18 protein-coding genes are annotated in these 18060 nt (G+C 36.5%); 11 read left to right on the top strand and 7 right to left on the bottom strand.

Annotated elements, in window-relative coordinates:
- Window positions 1–675 precede the first annotated feature (675 nt).
- On the top strand, window positions 676–1047 hold the full coding sequence (locus CRS_RS15085) for a septal ring lytic transglycosylase RlpA family protein (protein WP_142724847.1): 372 nt from the start codon (window positions 676–678) through the stop codon (window positions 1045–1047).
- A 68-nt stretch (window positions 1048–1115) separates the two neighbouring features.
- On the opposite strand, the gene CRS_RS15080 is transcribed toward CRS_RS15085, so the two are convergent.
- The 4 genes from CRS_RS15080 to CRS_RS15065 form a co-directional block, all read right to left on the bottom strand.
- On the bottom strand, window positions 1116–1880 hold the full coding sequence (locus tag CRS_RS15080; RefSeq protein WP_142724846.1) for an exodeoxyribonuclease III: 765 nt from the start codon (window positions 1878–1880) through the stop codon (window positions 1116–1118).
- Window positions 1881–1968: 88 nt separating this feature from the next.
- Window positions 1969–2346, bottom strand: coding sequence for an MliC family protein (locus tag CRS_RS15075; protein ID WP_142724845.1), 378 nt, complete (start codon window positions 2344–2346; stop codon window positions 1969–1971).
- 120 nt (window positions 2347–2466) lie between these two features.
- On the bottom strand, window positions 2467–4011 hold the full coding sequence (locus tag CRS_RS15070) for a bifunctional response regulator/alkaline phosphatase family protein (RefSeq protein WP_142724844.1): 1545 nt from the start codon (window positions 4009–4011) through the stop codon (window positions 2467–2469).
- Between the two features lie 133 nt (window positions 4012–4144).
- Entirely contained in the window at window positions 4145–5785 is a 1641-nt protein-coding gene (locus CRS_RS15065) for a S41 family peptidase (RefSeq protein ID WP_172617087.1), read from the bottom strand.
- A 230-nt stretch (window positions 5786–6015) separates the two neighbouring features.
- Here CRS_RS15065 and CRS_RS15060 point away from each other — a divergent pair, with 230 nt between their 5' ends.
- The 9 genes from CRS_RS15060 (at window position 6016) to CRS_RS15020 (ending at window position 14092) form a co-directional block, all read left to right on the top strand.
- On the top strand, window positions 6016–7242 hold the full coding sequence (locus CRS_RS15060) for an HD domain-containing protein (protein ID WP_142725008.1): 1227 nt from the start codon (window positions 6016–6018) through the stop codon (window positions 7240–7242).
- Window positions 7243–7313: 71 nt separating this feature from the next.
- A complete protein-coding gene (gene lpxD, locus CRS_RS15055) occupies window positions 7314–8345 on the top strand; it encodes a UDP-3-O-(3-hydroxymyristoyl)glucosamine N-acyltransferase (RefSeq protein WP_142724842.1) in 1032 nt (343 codons plus the stop codon).
- Window positions 8338–9735, top strand: coding sequence for a bifunctional UDP-3-O-[3-hydroxymyristoyl] N-acetylglucosamine deacetylase/3-hydroxyacyl-ACP dehydratase (locus CRS_RS15050; RefSeq protein ID WP_142724841.1), 1398 nt, complete (start codon window positions 8338–8340; stop codon window positions 9733–9735). Before lpxD ends, CRS_RS15050 begins: the two co-directional genes overlap by 8 nt.
- A complete protein-coding gene (gene lpxA / locus CRS_RS15045; RefSeq protein ID WP_002977135.1) occupies window positions 9736–10530 on the top strand; it encodes an acyl-ACP--UDP-N-acetylglucosamine O-acyltransferase in 795 nt (264 codons plus the stop codon).
- A gap of 24 nt (window positions 10531–10554) precedes the next feature.
- Entirely contained in the window at window positions 10555–10890 is a 336-nt protein-coding gene (locus CRS_RS15040; RefSeq protein WP_228451268.1) for a hypothetical protein, read from the top strand.
- Window positions 10891–10904: 14 nt separating this feature from the next.
- On the top strand, window positions 10905–11471 hold the full coding sequence (gene efp, locus CRS_RS15035) for an elongation factor P (RefSeq protein WP_002977139.1): 567 nt from the start codon (window positions 10905–10907) through the stop codon (window positions 11469–11471).
- A gap of 67 nt (window positions 11472–11538) precedes the next feature.
- Window positions 11539–12441: a UDP-3-O-(3-hydroxymyristoyl)glucosamine N-acyltransferase gene (locus CRS_RS15030; protein ID WP_142724840.1), complete on the top strand. Its 903-nt coding sequence runs from the start codon at window positions 11539–11541 to the stop codon at window positions 12439–12441.
- A gap of 90 nt (window positions 12442–12531) precedes the next feature.
- Window positions 12532–13404, top strand: a complete 873-nt coding sequence (gene sucD / locus CRS_RS15025; protein ID WP_034735515.1) for a succinate--CoA ligase subunit alpha — start codon at window positions 12532–12534, stop codon at window positions 13402–13404.
- Between the two features lie 16 nt (window positions 13405–13420).
- Window positions 13421–14092 (top strand): porin family protein, encoded by a 672-nt coding sequence (locus tag CRS_RS15020; RefSeq protein ID WP_142724839.1) that lies wholly within the window; start codon window positions 13421–13423, stop codon window positions 14090–14092.
- 117 nt (window positions 14093–14209) lie between these two features.
- Here the strand turns inward: CRS_RS15020 and CRS_RS15015 are convergent, their stop codons facing one another.
- The 3 genes from CRS_RS15015 to CRS_RS15005 all read right to left on the bottom strand — a co-directional run bounded on the left by CRS_RS15015 (window position 14210) and on the right by CRS_RS15005 (window position 16895).
- A complete protein-coding gene (locus CRS_RS15015) occupies window positions 14210–15520 on the bottom strand; it encodes an ABC transporter permease (RefSeq protein WP_142724838.1) in 1311 nt (436 codons plus the stop codon).
- Window positions 15521–15525: 5 nt separating this feature from the next.
- Window positions 15526–16437: an ABC transporter ATP-binding protein gene (locus CRS_RS15010; protein WP_142724837.1), complete on the bottom strand. Its 912-nt coding sequence runs from the start codon at window positions 16435–16437 to the stop codon at window positions 15526–15528.
- A 107-nt stretch (window positions 16438–16544) separates the two neighbouring features.
- A complete protein-coding gene (locus tag CRS_RS15005) occupies window positions 16545–16895 on the bottom strand; it encodes a T9SS type A sorting domain-containing protein (protein WP_002977152.1) in 351 nt (116 codons plus the stop codon).
- Window positions 16896–17014: 119 nt separating this feature from the next.
- Between CRS_RS15005 and hemB the strand changes: the two genes are divergently transcribed.
- On the top strand, window positions 17015–18004 hold the full coding sequence (hemB, locus tag CRS_RS15000; protein ID WP_142724836.1) for a porphobilinogen synthase: 990 nt from the start codon (window positions 17015–17017) through the stop codon (window positions 18002–18004).
- Window positions 18005–18060: the final 56 nt, after the last annotated feature.

The following is an 18060-nucleotide window of genomic DNA, read 5'->3' as shown; positions in this document are numbered from 1 at the left end:
TAATCGCAAAGAAAAACGATTCAAATGTTTTATTTCAGGAAGCTAAGAAGTGCAACTTTGTCGTTGAAGAAGCTTAGTGGATATGTATTTGCTAGAAAGAATCAATGAAATTGATTCCATCCTTTGCTCCTTGAAAATATGAGATAAGAGGCTAAAAATTTAAATTCCATAAATACAATATCCCCCAGCTTTTGAGACTGATCCAGTAATACTGATTCAAATATTTAGTATTTAATCCTAAATATTTACTGAAATTAGAACATTCTGGAATTTTAACAATCTGTCAGCATGTTAAAATATTTTTTGGGAAATATAACTTTACAGGGCTGTACATAGTCTGTCAGCAGTTTTCTTCATATCCGGATTTTAAGACTTTTATTTTTAAAGATAATTATTTTGATTCAGAAATTAACATTGCGTATTTTATAATTAACTGATTATCAGTTATATTTGAATTTGTATTTTTTAAATTATGCACAAATTAGTTAATTATGTTAACTTTTCAGATGTTTTTTTAACGTTTTTTAACAGTGTGACATAAAACCCCTATTCATAGGATGTTGCAGGGTTTGTTAACATTTTATTAGTGTTTTGTTAACTGTTTTTAACATGTGGAGTAGGGTTTTATAAAGATTCCTGATACTTTTGCTCCGTCAAAACCAATAAAAGTTCAACATGATGAAAAGATTCATTCTCGTAATCATAATGATGATTTCAACCTTAGGTATTTATTCTTTTACGAGTAATGCCTTAGATGCGAAAAAAACAAGTTATGCATCGTACTACCACGATAAATTTAACGGTAGAAAAACCGCTAGCGGAGAAATCTTTGATAACTCAAAGTTTACCGCAGCAAACAGAACGCTTCCATTTGGAACAAACGTTAAGGTAACGAATCTTAATAACGGGAAAGAAGTAATAGTAAGGATTAATGACAGAGGACCTTTCCATTCATCAAGAGCTTTAGATATGTCTAAAGCAGCGTTCGATGAGATCGGAGATATCAATCATGGTACCATTCCGGTTGAATATGAAATTGTCGATTAATTTTATGATTTAAATTAAAAAAAGCCAGCTGACAAGCTGGCTTTTTTGTATGGATATTATCCCATTGATTATATATTAAGTTCCAATAATGCAGGGCAGTGGTCAGAATGTACTGCTTCCTTTAAAATAACAGCTCTGCTGAGTCTGTCTTTTAAACTGTAAGAAGTAAAGTTATAATCCAGCCTCCATCCTTTATTTCTTTCCCTGGAATTTTGCCTGTAGCTCCACCATGTGTAATGATCAGGTTCATTGTTGAAGAATCTGAAACTGTCAATAAGTTCACATTCATTAATGAAATTGGTCATCCATTCCCGTTCCATAGGAAGAAAACCTGAAACATTCTTTAAGCCGACAGGATTGTGAATGTCGATCGCTTCATGACAGATATTGAAATCACCGGATATAATCAGGTTGGGAATTTCCTTTTTTAAATTTTTGATATACTCCAGAAAGTCATGGCAGAACTGCATTTTAAAATCCAGCCTCTCAATATTAGATGCAGAGGGAACATACACAGAAATAGCAGAAAATCCATCAAAATCTGCACGGATGATTCTCCCTTCATTATCATAACTTTCAATACCGCACCCGTACTCTACATGATTAGGTTTGATTTTTGAAGCAATTCCGACACCGCTATAGCCCTTTCTTACTGCTGAGTGCCAATAACTGTGATATCCCAATTTTTCAAGGCTTTCAATGTCTATCTGATCGTTTCCGGCCTTGCTCTCCTGAATGCAGATAACATCTGGATCAGCAGTCTTCAGCCAACCCAGAAAATCTTTAGTAAAAGCGGCCCTTATTCCGTTGACATTGTAAGTGATTAATCTCATAAACAAAATAAATTTTTTCAAATGTAGGGAAATAAAAAAGCCGGTCTTTAATTTCAAAGCCGACTTTTTATATTTTTAGGAAGTGAGTTTATTTTTTAAAAACTGTTTTACCATCCTTCGTCAGTTCTATTTCCTCACCTTTTCCTCTCAGTTCATAATGATCATTCTTGTACCATATTCCTGAAGCAGGCTTTTGCCCCTGCAGTTCAATCGTTTCATTGTTGAATACTACTGTAGCTGTATTTTTGGTATTGTTGAAAGTCATTTCCAGAGTTTTTCCATGGCTGTCTTTCGAGGTGCTTTTTACAATCTCATCCTGATTCCCTGCAACAACGGCTGAATCAGTCGGTTTAGAAGCAACACTGTCTACAGAGGCAGAAGTAGAATCTGTTACTTTGTTTTCTTTTTTACATGAAGTTAAAAGTAGTGCAACAGCTGCTGCAGCAATAAAAATATGCTTTTTCATAAATATATATTTGTTTAATGTTGTATTCTAGCATGCAAAATGAGTGCCTAAAAAAGAAGCGGAAAAAATCAATCGATTTTTTCCGCTTTAAACCCAAAATTAAATAAACTATGAAAAAAACTACTTGGGTTCTAAAATGCTGATAGGAATGATGCACTCTTCCAGTGATATTCCTCCATGCTGGTAAGTTTCTTTATAGTAATTAACAAAATGATTATAGTTCTTAGGATAAGCAAGAAAGGTATTGTTTTTGGCAAAAATATACTTCGAGCTCAGATTTCCTTTTGGAAGGAAAAGTTTTTCAGGATTGGTAATAGCCCATACATCACTGTCATCATACGTCAGGCTCTTGCCGGTTTTATATCTGATATTGGTAGAAGTCTCCCTGTCTCCAACAACTTTGCTCGGTTTTTTTACATAAACAGTACCGTGATCTGTCGTGATGACCAGTTTATATCCGTTTTCTGCAGCGGTTTTGATAATCTTCATCAGTGAAGAATTTTCAAACCAGTTAAGGGTAAGAGAACGGAAGGTTTTATCATCACGGATCAGCTGATCAACAATATGGTTGTCTGTTTTGGCATGCGAAAGAATATCGATGAAATTGTATACGATCACCAGCAGATCGTTATTTTTATGCTGGTTAAAATCATCATAGATCTTTCTTTCAAAATCAGCGTTCAGTACTTTAAGGTACTTCATAGACTTGGAACCAAGGCCAATTCTCTTCATCTGATCTTCAAGGAAGTCACGCTCAAATTCATTTTTGTTTCCTTCTTCGTTGTCATTGAACCATTTGTCAGGGAAACGTTTCTCAATTTCAGACGGCATTAATCCCGCAAAGAAAGAGTTTCTTGCATATTGTGTTGCGGTAGGAAGTATGCTGTAGTAATAATCTTCGGATATTTTATTATAATATTTCGTGAACAGGGGTTCAATAACTTTCCACTGGTCATAACGAAGATTGTCCACCATCAGTAAAAGAACTTTTTCTTTTTCTACTTCCGGTTTTATTTTTTCCTTGAAAAGCGTATGGCTCATCATGGGTTTATCAGAATCTGTAAGCCAGTTCTCATAGTTTTTCTCAATAAACTTGGCAAACTGAATATTGGCTTCTTCTTTCTGGGACTGCAGAAGATCTGCAAATTCATTATCTGCTACCTTATCAAACTTAATTTCCCAGCTAAGGATCTTTTTATAATATTCAGCCCATTCCTGATATGTTCTCAGGTAAGAAAGTTCCATAGAAAGGTTTCTGAATTCCTGCTGATATTGTAAAATCGTTTTTTGCTCCACCAGGTTATCCTGCTGAAGGTTTTTCTTTAGGGAAAGTAATATCTGATTAGGATTGACAGGCTTTAATATATAATCGGCAATCTGAGAGCCGATAGCCTCTTCCATGATGTGTTCTTCTTCGCTTTTGGTAACCATTACGATTTTTAAGGAATTATCTTTTTCCTTAATCATAGGAATTGCTTCCAGTCCTGAAATACCAGGCATATTTTCGTCGATCAGCGTTAAAGCAAATTTCTCTGAATCCATAAGTTCCAAAGCCTCATTCACATTATTAACAGGGGTTACCTGGTAACCCTTTTTTTCTAAAAATACGATATGAGGTTTAAGTAAATCTATTTCATCATCGATCCATAATATCTTTTCTGACATAATTTATTTTTTACATGGTTATTGTATCAAAATGTTGACCAATTCCTTTTAAAATCTCACAAAATCGAAAGATTAAAAGTTAAATATTAGTTAAATGGAAATATCGTAAAATATTTCACATTTTCTGTTTCATTCAATTGATGGTCTTTATATATTCCAAAGCCCTTTCCAGGACTTCATCCTTTCCGTTTTTAAGCCCCTCAATACTGGGCTTTACAGTAATATCAGGAATGATGCCTATCCTTTGTGTTTCTCTGCCATCAGGATAATAAGCTCCAAGGCCTGTAAACCGGGTATCAAGACCGGCAATTTTAAATGTGATAACATCGCCGTTGGCTCCTGAAGTATGACTGCCGATAATTTTGGCTTTCGGATGCTGCTTCAGCATCATCGTGGTAGTCTCGGCCTGGCTCTGAGTACTTTCATCTACTAAAACGATTACATTTCCTTTATAGTATTCGGGATTCTTTCTGCCCGTAACATTTTTTCTGCTGTAGAATTTGCCGGGATAGCTGCTGTCCGGAAAAGTAAACTGATAGTAAACTGACATTTCGGGAAGCAGTAAATAGCTTAAAGGTACAATAGTTTGTTTGGGATAATTTCTAAGATCAAAGATAATGGATTTTGTTGACTTTAAATTTCTGTACATATCATCCAGATCTCCTTTCTCTATAATTCCCATATTGACATAGCCTGTTTCATTTTCGTTGTCAATGAATTTCCACTTTTGGATCACTTTATCTTTGATGTGAATAATGTCTTTGACAAAATATGTTTTGGTTTTGATTTCTCTATTTTGTCCTTCTCTTTCAATCATTAGAGAAAGAGAATCGCTATTGCTGAAGAGAAGTTTTTCTTTTATCTTATTTACTTTACCCCAGGAGTTGGATGCGGGTACATATTTTCCCAGAATGTTGATCATCTGCGGAATTGTTTTACCTTCAATGGCATAGATAATATCTCCGGTCTGGAAAGGGCTTTTTTCTCCGGATCTTGTGGAATTGATTCTTGTAATCACCAATTTCCCTTCTGCATAGGAATATTCCACGGGAACTTTTCGGTTTCCGTACAGATTGCGCTGGATCTCTTTCGAGGAAAGATAGGCATGGGAGTCATCTGTTTTGGTAACAAGTTCTGCCAGTGCCAAATGATAATTTTCATCATCTCCGATCATCAGGAATTTTGGGATCATTTCGGAAAGAACATCATTCCAGTTCTGATCAGTTTCATACTTATAGGGGAAAAAGTATTCAACATAATTCCAGTATCTGAATAATTCCAACAGGCTGACTTTTCTGGATGTAAATCCGGAACCATAAGATTCTTCATTTCTGAAATATATTTTTCTGCCACTTTTACCCAAATAATGATTGTCACCAAGATTCCGGTTGTTTTCAATATAATGAAGTTTTTGGGATAATTCATTTGAGAAAATAAGGCGGTTATCCATCCAGCTCAGGTCAAAGTTTTTAAGAAAATAGACTTTATTCTCTTTTATTGGGCAATCTCTGCAAAGGGAAACTTCTCCCAGACTTTTGATCCAGTCAGAATAAAAATGGTTCAAAGCTTCTTTATTATCGATATTTTCCAGGTCATCAATTTTCTGAAAAAGTTGTCTGTCCCAATTCAGATCTCCTTTCGCGACGTAAGGATGATAGTATTTAAGAAACCCCCAGATCCTGCAGAGAGATTCCAGTTTTTGTGTTTCTGTGACAATCTGCGCGGAAAATTTTAAACTTAACAATAATAAAAGTAGGAGAGAGAAACGTCTCATTAAAGGGAGTGTGTTTTCTCTCAAAGATAATGCTTTATCACAACAGATACAAAGGTTTTCAAAAAATTGGATTAAGATACAGGCGTTTGGGTAATTTCTGAAAGCCGGTAAGAAGGTCATTTGCAGAAAAGATGATGGGTGTGATGGCCGTGTGACAATCTTTTAATAGTAATTTAATAAAATGCTAAACTTTAAAATGCCTAACTTTGTTTACTAATACTGAAGTTTCAATGCAGAATAAGCTAAAAATCATCAACGATCCTGTTCACGGATTTATCAAAATTCCACACGAAATTTTATTTGATATCATTGAGCATCCTTACTTTCAGAGATTAAGAAGAATCGGACAGACCGGACTTTTGAACCTGATATTTCCAGGAGCTACCCATACAAGGTTTCATCATGCCCTTGGAGCAATGCATTTGATGTTTACAGCCCTGGAAACATTGAAACAGAAAGGCGTGAAAATTTCTGAGGAAGAAGAAAAAGGAGCAATGCTGGCTATTCTGATGCATGATATTGGTCATGGTCCGTTTTCACATGCGCTGGAAAGCATGCTGATGGATGACTGGCATCACGAAAACCTTTCTTTATTGCTGATGAATAAACTGAATGAAGAATTTAAAGGAGAGCTTTCCATGGCCATTGAAATGTTTCAGGGAAGGTACCACAGAAAATTTTTCAACCAACTCATCTCTTCCCAACTGGATGTTGACCGTTTGGATTATCTGAAAAGAGACAGCTTTTTTACCGGAGTATCAGAAGGGAATATAAATACCCAGAGAATTATTTCCATGATGAATGTATGTGAAGAAGGCGAACTGGTGATTGATGCAAAAGGGATTTATTCTATTGAAAATTTTCTGACAGCCAGAATGTTTATGTACTGGCAGGTCTACTATCACAAAACTTCTGCATTGGCAGAGTTTCTTTTGGTTAAAATCCTCGAAAGAGCAAAATATCTGATTTCTCAAGGCATGGAGCTTCCAGCGACGGATCATCTGAAATATTTTTTATACCGGGAGAAAAGTGCGGCAACGGATGAAGATATAGAAAGATTTACCAGGCTTGATGACAATGATGTCATCCAGGCAATGAAAGAATGGCAGAATTCCGATGATTTTGTGCTGTCCTATTGGTGTAAATGTGTAATTCAGAGAAATTTACCCAAAACAATCATTTCATCACATCCGTTTAAAGCGGAAATAATTGATGAAAAAGTGAAAAATGTCAATAAATTTTTCGGAATTGATAATGGGCATGAATTGGTTCATGAAATAAAAAGAAAATTACTTCCTTATCATGCGGAAAAGCAGCCTATCTATTTGTTACATAAAAATGGTAAAAGAACAAGGCTGCATGAGTCAGAAGACCAGCTTTTATCAGGGTTGATGGTGAACAAGACAACCCGCTATATCCTTATGTTTCCAAGAGATATGTCCGGACTGGATTCTTAAAGAATATTAAAATTTACGATCTGAAACTAAAACGTGTTTGCAAATTATAGAATTTCTTATCTTTGCAGAATATGGAATTTACAGCTTCGCAAATTGCAAGTTTTATTGACGGAAAAATAATAGGTGACGAGAATGCGCTTATTACAGGGGTTTCACCAATTGAAAATGGGGAATCAGGACATCTTTCTTTTATAGCACAAGATCGGTTTTCTCATTTTTTGAATACCTCAAAATGTTCAGTTATCATCGTTTCGGAAAAACTTCTCGAGAAAAATCATTATAACCCTACCTTAATCGTTGTAAAAGATGCCTATCTTTCTTTTCAGGTTCTGATGAATCTATACCAGGAAATGCAGGGGAGAAAAGAAGGTATTGAAAATGGTTCATCCATACACGATACAGCTATAATAGGAGATAAAGCTTATATTGGAGCATTTACCTATGTTTCGGAAAAAGCTAAGATCGGGGAAGGATCACAGATCTACCCACATGTATATATTGGAAAGGGAGTAAAAATTGGTAAAAACTGTAAAATAGACAGTGGTGCCAGAATTTATGACTATTGTATCATAGGAGATAATTGTGTGATTCATTCCAATACGGTTATTGGTGGTGATGGTTTTGGCTTCCAGCCGACAGCCGAAGGTTTCAAAAAAATACCGCAGCTTGGAAATGTAATTATTGAAGATGATGTTGAGATCGGTTCAAACTGCAGTATTGACAGGGCTACAATAGGCTCTACCGTTATAGGAAAAGGAACTAAAATTGATAACCTGATCCAGATTGCCCACAATGTGAAAATAGGTCAGAATAATGTGATTGCAGCCCAGGCAGGAATCGCAGGTTCTACTACAATTGGTGACTGGAACCAGATTGGCGGCCAGGTAGGAGTTGTAGGGCATATTAAAATTGGAAATCAGGTGAAAATTCAGGCTCAGAGCGGTGTGAATTCCAGCGTTAATGATAGAGAAACACTGTATGGTTCACCGGCCATCAGCTATAACGACTATTTGAGAAGCTATGTTCATTTCAGGAATCTGCCTGGAATAGTAAGTAGAATAAATAATCTTGAGAATAACTCAAAAGATAATACTAATGAGTGATATGCAAAAAACACTTCAGCAAGAGGTAACTCTTTCTGGAATTGGTCTTCACACGGGTAAAGAAGTAAAACTTACCATTAAACCTGCCAAGGAAAATACAGGTTTTGTATTTGTAAGAACAGACCTGGAGGGACATCCACAGGTAGAAGCAGATGTAAACTATGTTGTAGCAACGGAAAGAGGAACTACATTAGAAAAATTAGGGGTAAAAATTACCACTTGCGAACACCTTTTAGCAGCCCTTGTCGGTTGTGATATTGACAACGCCATTTTAGAAATGGATGCCTCTGAACCTCCTATTCTGGATGGATCTTCAAAATATTTTGTGGAAGCTATAGAAAGTGTAGGAGTAACAGAACAGAGCATAGCAAGAGAATATCTTGTGGTAAAAGAAGTTCTTACTTACAGTGATCCGGCTACAGGTTCGGAAATTACAATCATTCCTTCAGATACTTACGAAGTAACGACAATGGTAGATTTTGGGACTAAAGTATTAGGGACCCAGAATGCCACTCTTAAAAATATTTCAGAATTTAAAGATGAAATCTCATCCGCAAGAACTTTCAGTTTCCTGCATGAATTGGAAATGCTTTTGGATCATGGGCTGATCAAAGGTGGAGATATTTCCAATGCCATCGTATATGTGGATAAAGATCTTACACCGGAAACAACAGAAAAATTAAAGAAAGCCTTTGGAAAAGATAATGTATCAATCAGACCGAACGGTATTCTCGATAATCTTAATTTAAATTATCCTAACGAAGCTGCGAGACACAAATTACTGGATGTAATCGGTGATCTTGCTTTGGCAGGAGTAAAAATAAAAGGTAAAGTTATTGCCAACAAACCGGGACACTATGTGAATACCCAGTTTGCCAAAAAACTAAACCGCCAGTGGAAATTGCAGAAAAAGAAAAATGTTCCGGATTTTGATCTGACGAAAGAGCCGGTATTTGACATCAACGGAATTATGAAGCTTATGCCGCATAGACCGCCGTTCTTATTGATCGATAAAGTTCTTGAACTTTCAGATTCTCATGTAGTAGGACTGAAAAATGTAACCATGAATGAGCCTTTCTTCGTTGGGCACTTCCCTAAAGAACCTGTAATGCCCGGAGTTCTTCAGGTGGAAGCATTAGCACAGACAGGAGGTATTCTTGTACTGGCAAGTGTTCCGGATCCTGAAAACTATTCTACCTATTTCATCAAAATCGATAAGGTAAAATTCAAAAGAAAAGTAATTCCCGGAGATACGCTTATATTCAAAATTGAATTGATAGAGCCAATCAGAAGAGGAATTGTTCATATGCAGGGGTATGGATATGTAGGCGATACCGTAGCAGTAGAAGCAGAGCTTATGGCTCAAGTTGCAAAAAATAAAGTTGATTAAATGATTCATCAATTAGCAGCCGTAGATAAACGTGCGAAAATCAGCAAAAATGTAATTGTAGAACCTTTCACTACAATTGCAGGAGATGTGGAAATCGGAGAAGGAACCTGGATCGGTCCTAATGTTACCATCATGGATGGAGCAAGAATAGGGAAAAACTGCAGGATCTTCCCGGGGACAGTAATTTCTGCGATTCCTCAGGATCTGAAATTCGATGGCGAAGATACACAGGTAATTATCGGAGACGATACAACAATCAGAGAGTGTGTTACGGTAAACAGGGGAACAAAAGCCCTGGGATATACTAAAATAGGTGCCAACTGTCTTATCATGGCTACTTCGCATATAGCACACGACTGTGTCATCGGAGATCACGTTATCATCGTAAACGGTTGTGGTATTGCAGGACATGTGGAGATTGGAGATTATACAGTAATGGGAGGTTTATCTGCTGTTCATCAATTTGGTAAAATCGGGAAACATGTCATGATTTCCGGAGGTACCCTGGTAAGAAAAGATATTCCACCTTATGTAAAAGTAGCGAGAGAACCAATGTCCTATGCAGGGATCAATTCTGTTGGTTTAAGGAGAAGAGGATTTACCAATGAGAAAATCTTCGAAATCCAGAAAATCTACAGAGCAATCTTCCAGATGAAAATGAATGTTTCCCAGGCAATTTCCCATATTGAAAAAGAAATGCTTCCAACCGCTGAAAGAGATGAGATTCTGCAGTTCATTCAAAACTCACCACGAGGTATCGTAAAAGGATACGGAACCGGAAAGGATAGAGAATAACTGAATAACAAATACTATCATACCATGAAAAGTTTAATCTTACTTATGGCACTTTCTTCAATATCTTTTTTGTCCGGACAACAAACAGAAAAGTCTGAAAGAGTAAAAAAAGAAAAACCTTTCACCATAGAAAGGAAGCTTTCTGAAGAGTCTAATGATAGTATTGCAAAGAATAATTTAAATGGTATTCTGAAACAGAAAAATACCGGAAGTTCAATTTTAGGAACAACTGATCAGTATAAATCTGATATTCAGATGAATGTCATTCGATTGAATAACAATGTGAATACATTCAATAATAATACATTTAACAGGATGCAGCAGCAGGGGCAGGGGATACAATTTAATAAAAGAAAATAAATATTTACATATTAATGGCAACAAGTAACGATATCAGAAAAGGGCTGTGCATTGAGTACAGCAATGATATTTATAAAGTAATCGAATTTCTTCACGTAAAACCAGGAAAAGGACCTGCTTTCGTAAGAACAAAATTAAAGTCAGTAACTAACGGTAAAGTAATAGATAATACTTTCTCTGCAGGACACAAGATTGATGAAGTAAAAGTAATTACCAGAAAATTCCAGTATCTGTATGATGATGAGAACGGATTTCACTTCATGAACAATGATGACTTCTCTCAATTATATATCAACAAAGAAATGATCGAGAACTCTCAGTTTATGAAAGCTGGTGAAGAAGTAACAATCATTTTGAAAGAAGCTGATGAAACTCCACTTTCTGCTGAACTTCCACAATCAGTATACCTTGATGTTATCGAAGCTGATCCGGGAGTGAAAGGGAATACTGCAACCAATGCTCTTAAAAACGCAATCGTTGAAACAGGAGCAAGAGTAATGGTTCCTTTGTTCATTGAACCGGGAGACAGAATTAAAGTAAGCACTGAAGACGGTAGCTATTTAGAAAGAGTAAAAGAATAAATAAAATTTACATACATTCGGTTTGCATCAGCACTCCGAATTTTGTTTTATAAGAAAATCTATTGTTATGAGATTCCATTCTCCGCAAAAGCTTAAAACCATTGCAGATTTAATAGGCTCAGCATTTGTAGGGCCTGAAGATTTTGAAGTATTGGGAACCAATGAAATTCACATGGTAAAACCAGGTGATATCGTTTTTGTGAACCATCCTAAATATTATGACAAAGCATTAAACTCTGCAGCGACTATTATTTTAATTGATAAGGAAGTAGAATGTCCTGAAGGTAAGGCACTTTTGGTTTCTGATGATCCTTTCAGAGACTTTAATAAAATCAATACTCATTTCACCAGAATATATAACTTTACAGAAGAACTTCATGATGTTGAAATAGGTGAAGGTACCAGGATTCACCCTTCTGCAGTCATTGGAAACAATGTTAAAATCGGAAAAAATACCCTTATCTTCCCCAATGTTGTGATTGGAGACCGTACAGAAATCGGAGATAATGTGATTATCCAATCCGGTACTGTTATCGGTGGAGATGCTTTCTACTACAGAAAACTGAATGGAAATTTTGACCGTCTGGTTTCAGTCGGAAATGTGGTGATTGAAAACAATGTGGAAATTGGTAATAACTGTACCATCGACAGAGGTGTTACAGATTCTACCGTGATTGGAGAGGGATCTGTTTTGGATAACCTGATTCAGATCGGCCATGATACTGTGATCGGGAAAAAGTGTCTTATTGCTTCTCAGGTGGGGATTGCAGGATGCTGTATCATTGAAGATGAAGTAACCATGTGGGGACAGGTAGGAATTGCCTCCGGTCTTACCATTGAGAAAGGGACCGTTTTACTGGCTAAATCCGGCGTTAATAAAGATCTTAAAAAAGGAACATACATCGGTCTGTTTGCAGAAGATTTTAAAAGCTATCTGAAAAAAGAAGTAAAGCTGAGAAATCTCAAATAAACAATTCCAAAGGTTTTATCTGAAATCAAAGAAATTTAAGTAAATTTGTGAGCATTAATAAAATAATAAATAAATTAAAACAACAATAAAATGTCAATTTTAGTAAACAAAGATTCTAAAGTAATTGTACAAGGATTTACAGGGAACGAAGGAACTTTCCACGCTGGTCAGATGATTGAATACGGAACAAACGTAGTAGGTGGTGTTACTCCAGGAAAAGGAGGAAGCGAGCACTTAGGAAAGCCGGTATTCAATACAGTAGCTGACGCTGTTGAAAAAGCAGGAGCCAACGTAAGTATCATTTTCGTACCACCGGCATTCGCAGCAGACGCTATTATGGAAGCTGCTGAAGCAGGGATTAAAGTAATCGTATGTATTACTGAAGGTATTCCTGTAGCTGATATGGTAAAAGTAAAATCTTACATCGCTGACAGAGACTGCAGATTAATCGGACCAAACTGCCCTGGAATCATTACTTCTGAAGAAGCTAAAATTGGTATTATGCCAGGTTTCGTTTTCAAAAAAGGTAAAGTAGGTATCGTTTCAAAATCAGGTACCCTTACTTACGAAGCTGCTGATCAGGTTGTAAGAGCTGGTTACGGTATTTCTACTGCAATCGGTATCGGTGGAGACCCAATCATCGGAACAACTACCAGAGAAGCATTAGAGCTATTTATCAACGACCCTGAAACTGAAGCTGTTGTAATGATCGGTGAAATCGGTGGAGGTCTTGAAGCGGAAGCTGCAAGATGGTACAAAGCAAGCGGATCTACTAAGCCGGTTGTAGGATTCATCGCCGGACAAACTGCTCCAAAAGGAAGAACCATGGGACACGCAGGTGCCATCGTAGGTGGTGCTGAAGATACGGCTCAGGCAAAAATGGAAATCATGAGAGAAAACGGTATCAACGTAGTAGATTCTCCAGCTGATATCGGTGCTACTGTAGCAAAAGTTCTAGGATAACATAAAATCACACCATATGAAAAAACTTTTATTGGCCTCAGCTTTGACTTTTTCTGCTTTATCCTTTGCACAGGTGCAATGGAATAATACAAGATTCGGTCTTACAGCAGGTTTAAACTACTCAAGAGTAGCAAATGCCCACAATCCCTCTGGCCCTAGATACACCTTTCAAGGTGGAGCTTTGGCTTTGATCCCCGTAGGGAAGGCAAACCAATTCTTTATTCAGCCGGAAGTACTGTATTATGGCGCAGGAGAAACCGGAAAAGATAAAGATGCTAAAGGAAAAGATGGTTATGATGCAGTATATGCCAATAATTATCTGAGTGTACCCCTTTATTTTAAAGGATACTTTTCAGAAGCTGAATCGGAATTCTTTGGATTAATAGGCCCTAGATTTAACTTTTTAGTGAGTCAGGATGTTAAGAATGCTCCTATAGGAAGACCTTACTATGATCCGGATGTTACTGATCCTACACAGCCACCGGGAGTAAACGGAAAAGCAAAAAGCTTTAACTGGGGACTCGGACTTGGTATAGGATACAGCTATAAGAGGCAGCTTGAATTAGCTTTAAAATATGATTTAGGTTTATCAGACACCTACCCAGGTCTTGTGAAAGAAAAGGGAGGTACAGATAAGAAAAAATCAGAACAGGTAATCGCTCTTACTTTAAGCTATATATTCAAATAGAATATTTCAAAATAAAAAAAACCGGAAACTCAGTTTCCGGTTTTTTTGTTATTTTATTTTTATCAACGGGCACAATTGGATTTCTCAGCAATTTTTTCCCTTTATATTTTCGCTTTATTATCCTTTAATCCACTTCCAAAGCTCCTTTAATGTAGCCTTATTTCCGTACATCAAAATACCTACACGATAGATTTTTCCTGCCAGGAAGATCATGAAAACAGTAGTTCCCAGCAATAATACAATAGATAATGCAATCTGCCATGCAGGAACACCAAACGGAATTCTTGCGATCATGGCTACCGGTGAAGTAAACGGAATAATGGACAGCCAGAAACCTAAGGGACCATCCGGATTATTCATCAATGTGAAACTTCCATACATGCCTAATGTTAATGGTAAAATCGCAAATAAAGTAAACTGCTGCGTCTCTGTTTCGTTATCCACAGCAGAGCCGATGGCTGCATAAATAGAGCTGTAAAAGATATATCCTAAAAGGAAAAAAACAATAAATACAAAGATAATCAACGGAAAGTTCAGCTCCAGTAAACTGTGAGAAATCTGGGTAGCAAGCTGTCCTACGTCCAGTTTATTGGCAAGTTCTTCATTTCCGCCAGGAATATTTCTCTGAAGAGGTGAGAATCCTGTATTTAATACCAATGCTCCTATGACAGACATGGTAATCCAGATAACAAACTGTGTAAGTGCTACCATCGTTACCCCCAGAATTTTCCCCATCATCAGTTCAAAAGGTTTTACAGAAGAAATGATGATTTCCACAACGCGGTTATTTTTCTCTTCCAGAACACTTCGCATTACTCTTACTCCATAAATAATGATGAACATAAAAGTGACATACATCAGTACCATACTCAGCCCTGATTTAACCCCAAAAACAAGATCAGAATCCTCTTTGTTGTTGTCTGTAACGTTGATGGTTTTTAAAGTAAAGCTTTTATCCAGATTAATTAACTGTGTTTCCTGAATGCCCAGCTGCTTGATTTTTTCTTTTTTTACAACATTGCTGATATCAGAAACAATTCTCTGTTTTGTGTCAAATCCTATTTTGCTGTTGATGACCAATCTGGTATCCTTTTCAAGCTCATCAAAATTCTGATTTTTCAGCTCAGGCAGGATCAGAATACCATCCAGGGATTCATTTCCTTTCAGATTGTTGATCTTTGATTTTTCGTCGGCAGCAGAAACAAAAACGTAATTTAACTGATCATTGGATTTCAGCTGATTGGTAAACAATCCGCTTTTATCAACAACTTCTATAATACTGTGTGACTCATTCGCTTTAAACATTAATCCGATTACGGCTCCGAAAGCAATAATCATAACGGGAGCAAGCAGTGTCAATATAATGAAAGATTTTTTCTTAACCTGGGTAAGAAATTCTCTTTTGGTAATTAAAAAAATATTATTCATAAAAATTAAGAATGGTTACTTACAGCATTAATAAACACTTCATTCATACTAGGAATCCTTTCGTCAAATGATCTTACTTTACCCACCTGTACAAGATCAAGGAGAACATTATTCTGGCTTTCTTCATTTTTCAGCTCAAAAGAAACAAGATTGTTGGCATTCGACAAATTGAAAATATCATACTTGTTTCTGAAACTTTCAAACTGATCATGACTTACTTCAGAAAGCGTAACCCCAAAAATATTTTTCTTGAACTTTTCTCTTACATCAAAGACTCTTCCGTCAATAATCTTCTTGGAATTGTTGATCAGGGCGACATAATCACACATTTCCTCCACACTTTCCATTCTGTGGGTAGAAAGAATGATCGTTGTTCCGTTATTTTTAAGATCAATAATCTGATCTTTGATTAAGTTGGCATTTACCGGATCGAAGCCTGAAAAGGGCTCATCAAGGATTAAAAGATGAGGCCTGTGAAGAACCGTGACTACAAACTGTATTTTTTGAGCCATCCCTTTTGAAAGCTCAGAGAGCTTTTTTTTCCACCATTGATCGATATTCAGCTTTTCAAACCATTTTTTTGCTTCATTCAGGGCATCGCTTTTACTCATCCCTTTCAATTCTCCAAAATAAAGAATCTGATCGCCGACACTCATGTTCTTATACAATCCTCTTTCTTCGGGCATATAGCCAATATCTTTAATATGGCTCGGATTCAGTTTCTGTCCATTGATATAGATATCTCCGGAGTCTGCCTGTGTAATTTGATTAATGATGCGGATAAAAGAAGTTTTTCCGGCTCCGTTGGGACCTAAAAGGCCATAAATACTGCCTTTTGGAACATGGATGCTGAAATCATCCAGTGCGACCTTTTTTCCGGCATTATAGGTCTTTTTAATATGTTCAGCTTTTAGCATTAAATTGTTCTTTTTACTATTAGTATTAAAAAGTTCCGAAAGTTACGGAAATATTAAAACAGAATTAATGTAAAAGAAAAAATCCTGATGATTATCAGGATTTTAATTTATTGTTTCACGATTTGGGTAACTTTTTGTGTGTTATCACTTAAGATATAGCGAATCATATATTTCCCAGGTTTCAATTTTTCAATATTGATCTCCCCGGAATTCATGTTCACAGTATAGTTAGCGACCTGCATACCCAAAATTGAATAAAAAGTCACACTTTTGATTCTTAAAGAAGAATCTTTTGCCTTAATAATAAGGAAATCCTTTGCAGGATTTGGATAGGCAAGCAATACACCATCATCCGCCTTTTGAGTGATGGAACCCGGCTCTCTAAGCTGAGCTTTAAAATTGTTGGAAAATCCAACAAAAGTGCCTACAAATAGAAATAAAAGTAAAAGTTTTTTCATCAAATTTATAATTTCTCGAATATATATAACAAATGTAATACATTCTGCAATTTCATACAATAGTTTTTTGCAGAACTTGTAGTAAATTTGTAGAAACTTATTCAAAAAGTATTCCAAAAATGATACATTCAAGAAATAGAAGACTTAGAGTTAATGAATCTATCAGAAGTCTGGTAAGAGAAAATGTGCTTACAACTGATGATTTTGTAATGCCGATCTTCGTAATGGAGGGCGAAAACAAGCAGGAGGCGATCCCATCTATGCCGGGAATTTTCAGGCGGAGTATAGATTTAACAGTGAAGGAATGTAAGGAGTTATTTTCTTTGGGAGTAAAAGCTGTCAATTTGTACATGAAAGTGTCAGAAGATCTGAAAGACAATACAGGAAAAGAAGCCTGGAATAAAGACGGATTAATGCAGAATACGATCAGAGCGATCAAAGATGCTGTTCCGGGAATGATTGTTATGCCTGATGTCGCCTTAGATCCTTATTCAATCTACGGACACGACGGAATTATTGAAAACGGAAAAGTGCTGAACGATGCGACCAATGATGCTCTGGCAAGAATGTCTGTATCCCATGCAGAAGCAGGAGCGGACCTTGTGGCACCAAGTGATATGATGGATGGAAGGGTACAGGTTATCCGTGAAGCATTGGAAGAAAGCGGTTTTACAGATGTAGGGATTGTAAGCTATGCTGCCAAATATGCAAGTTCTTTCTATGGACCTTTCAGAAGTGCTTTAGACAGTGCTCCGAAAGACAATATGGAAATTCCGAAAGATAAGAAAACCTATCAGATGGATTTTCACAACTCACGAGAAGCTTTGAATGAAGTATTTAAAGATATTGAGGAAGGGGCAGATGTTATCATGATCAAACCGGGACTTCCTTACCTGGATATCGTTTCAAAAGTACGTGAAGCCATTGATCTTCCAATTGCAGTATACAATGTAAGTGGAGAATATGCAATGGTAAAAGCTGCTGCCCAAAATGGATGGCTGGATAATGACAAAACGATCATTGAAAGTTTAACATGTTTCAAAAGAGCTGGTGCGGATATGATCTTTACGTATTTTGCCAAAGAAGCTGCTATCCTATTGAATCAATAAGCTGATATTCATTTATAAAAAATCGGCGGTTCTGATCAGAACCGCCGATTTTTTAT

It is taken from the genome of Chryseobacterium sp. ON_d1 (genome assembly GCF_006829085.1).
Classification (GTDB): domain Bacteria; phylum Bacteroidota; class Bacteroidia; order Flavobacteriales; family Weeksellaceae; genus Chryseobacterium.
This window is presented reverse-complemented; position numbering and strand designations above follow the sequence as displayed.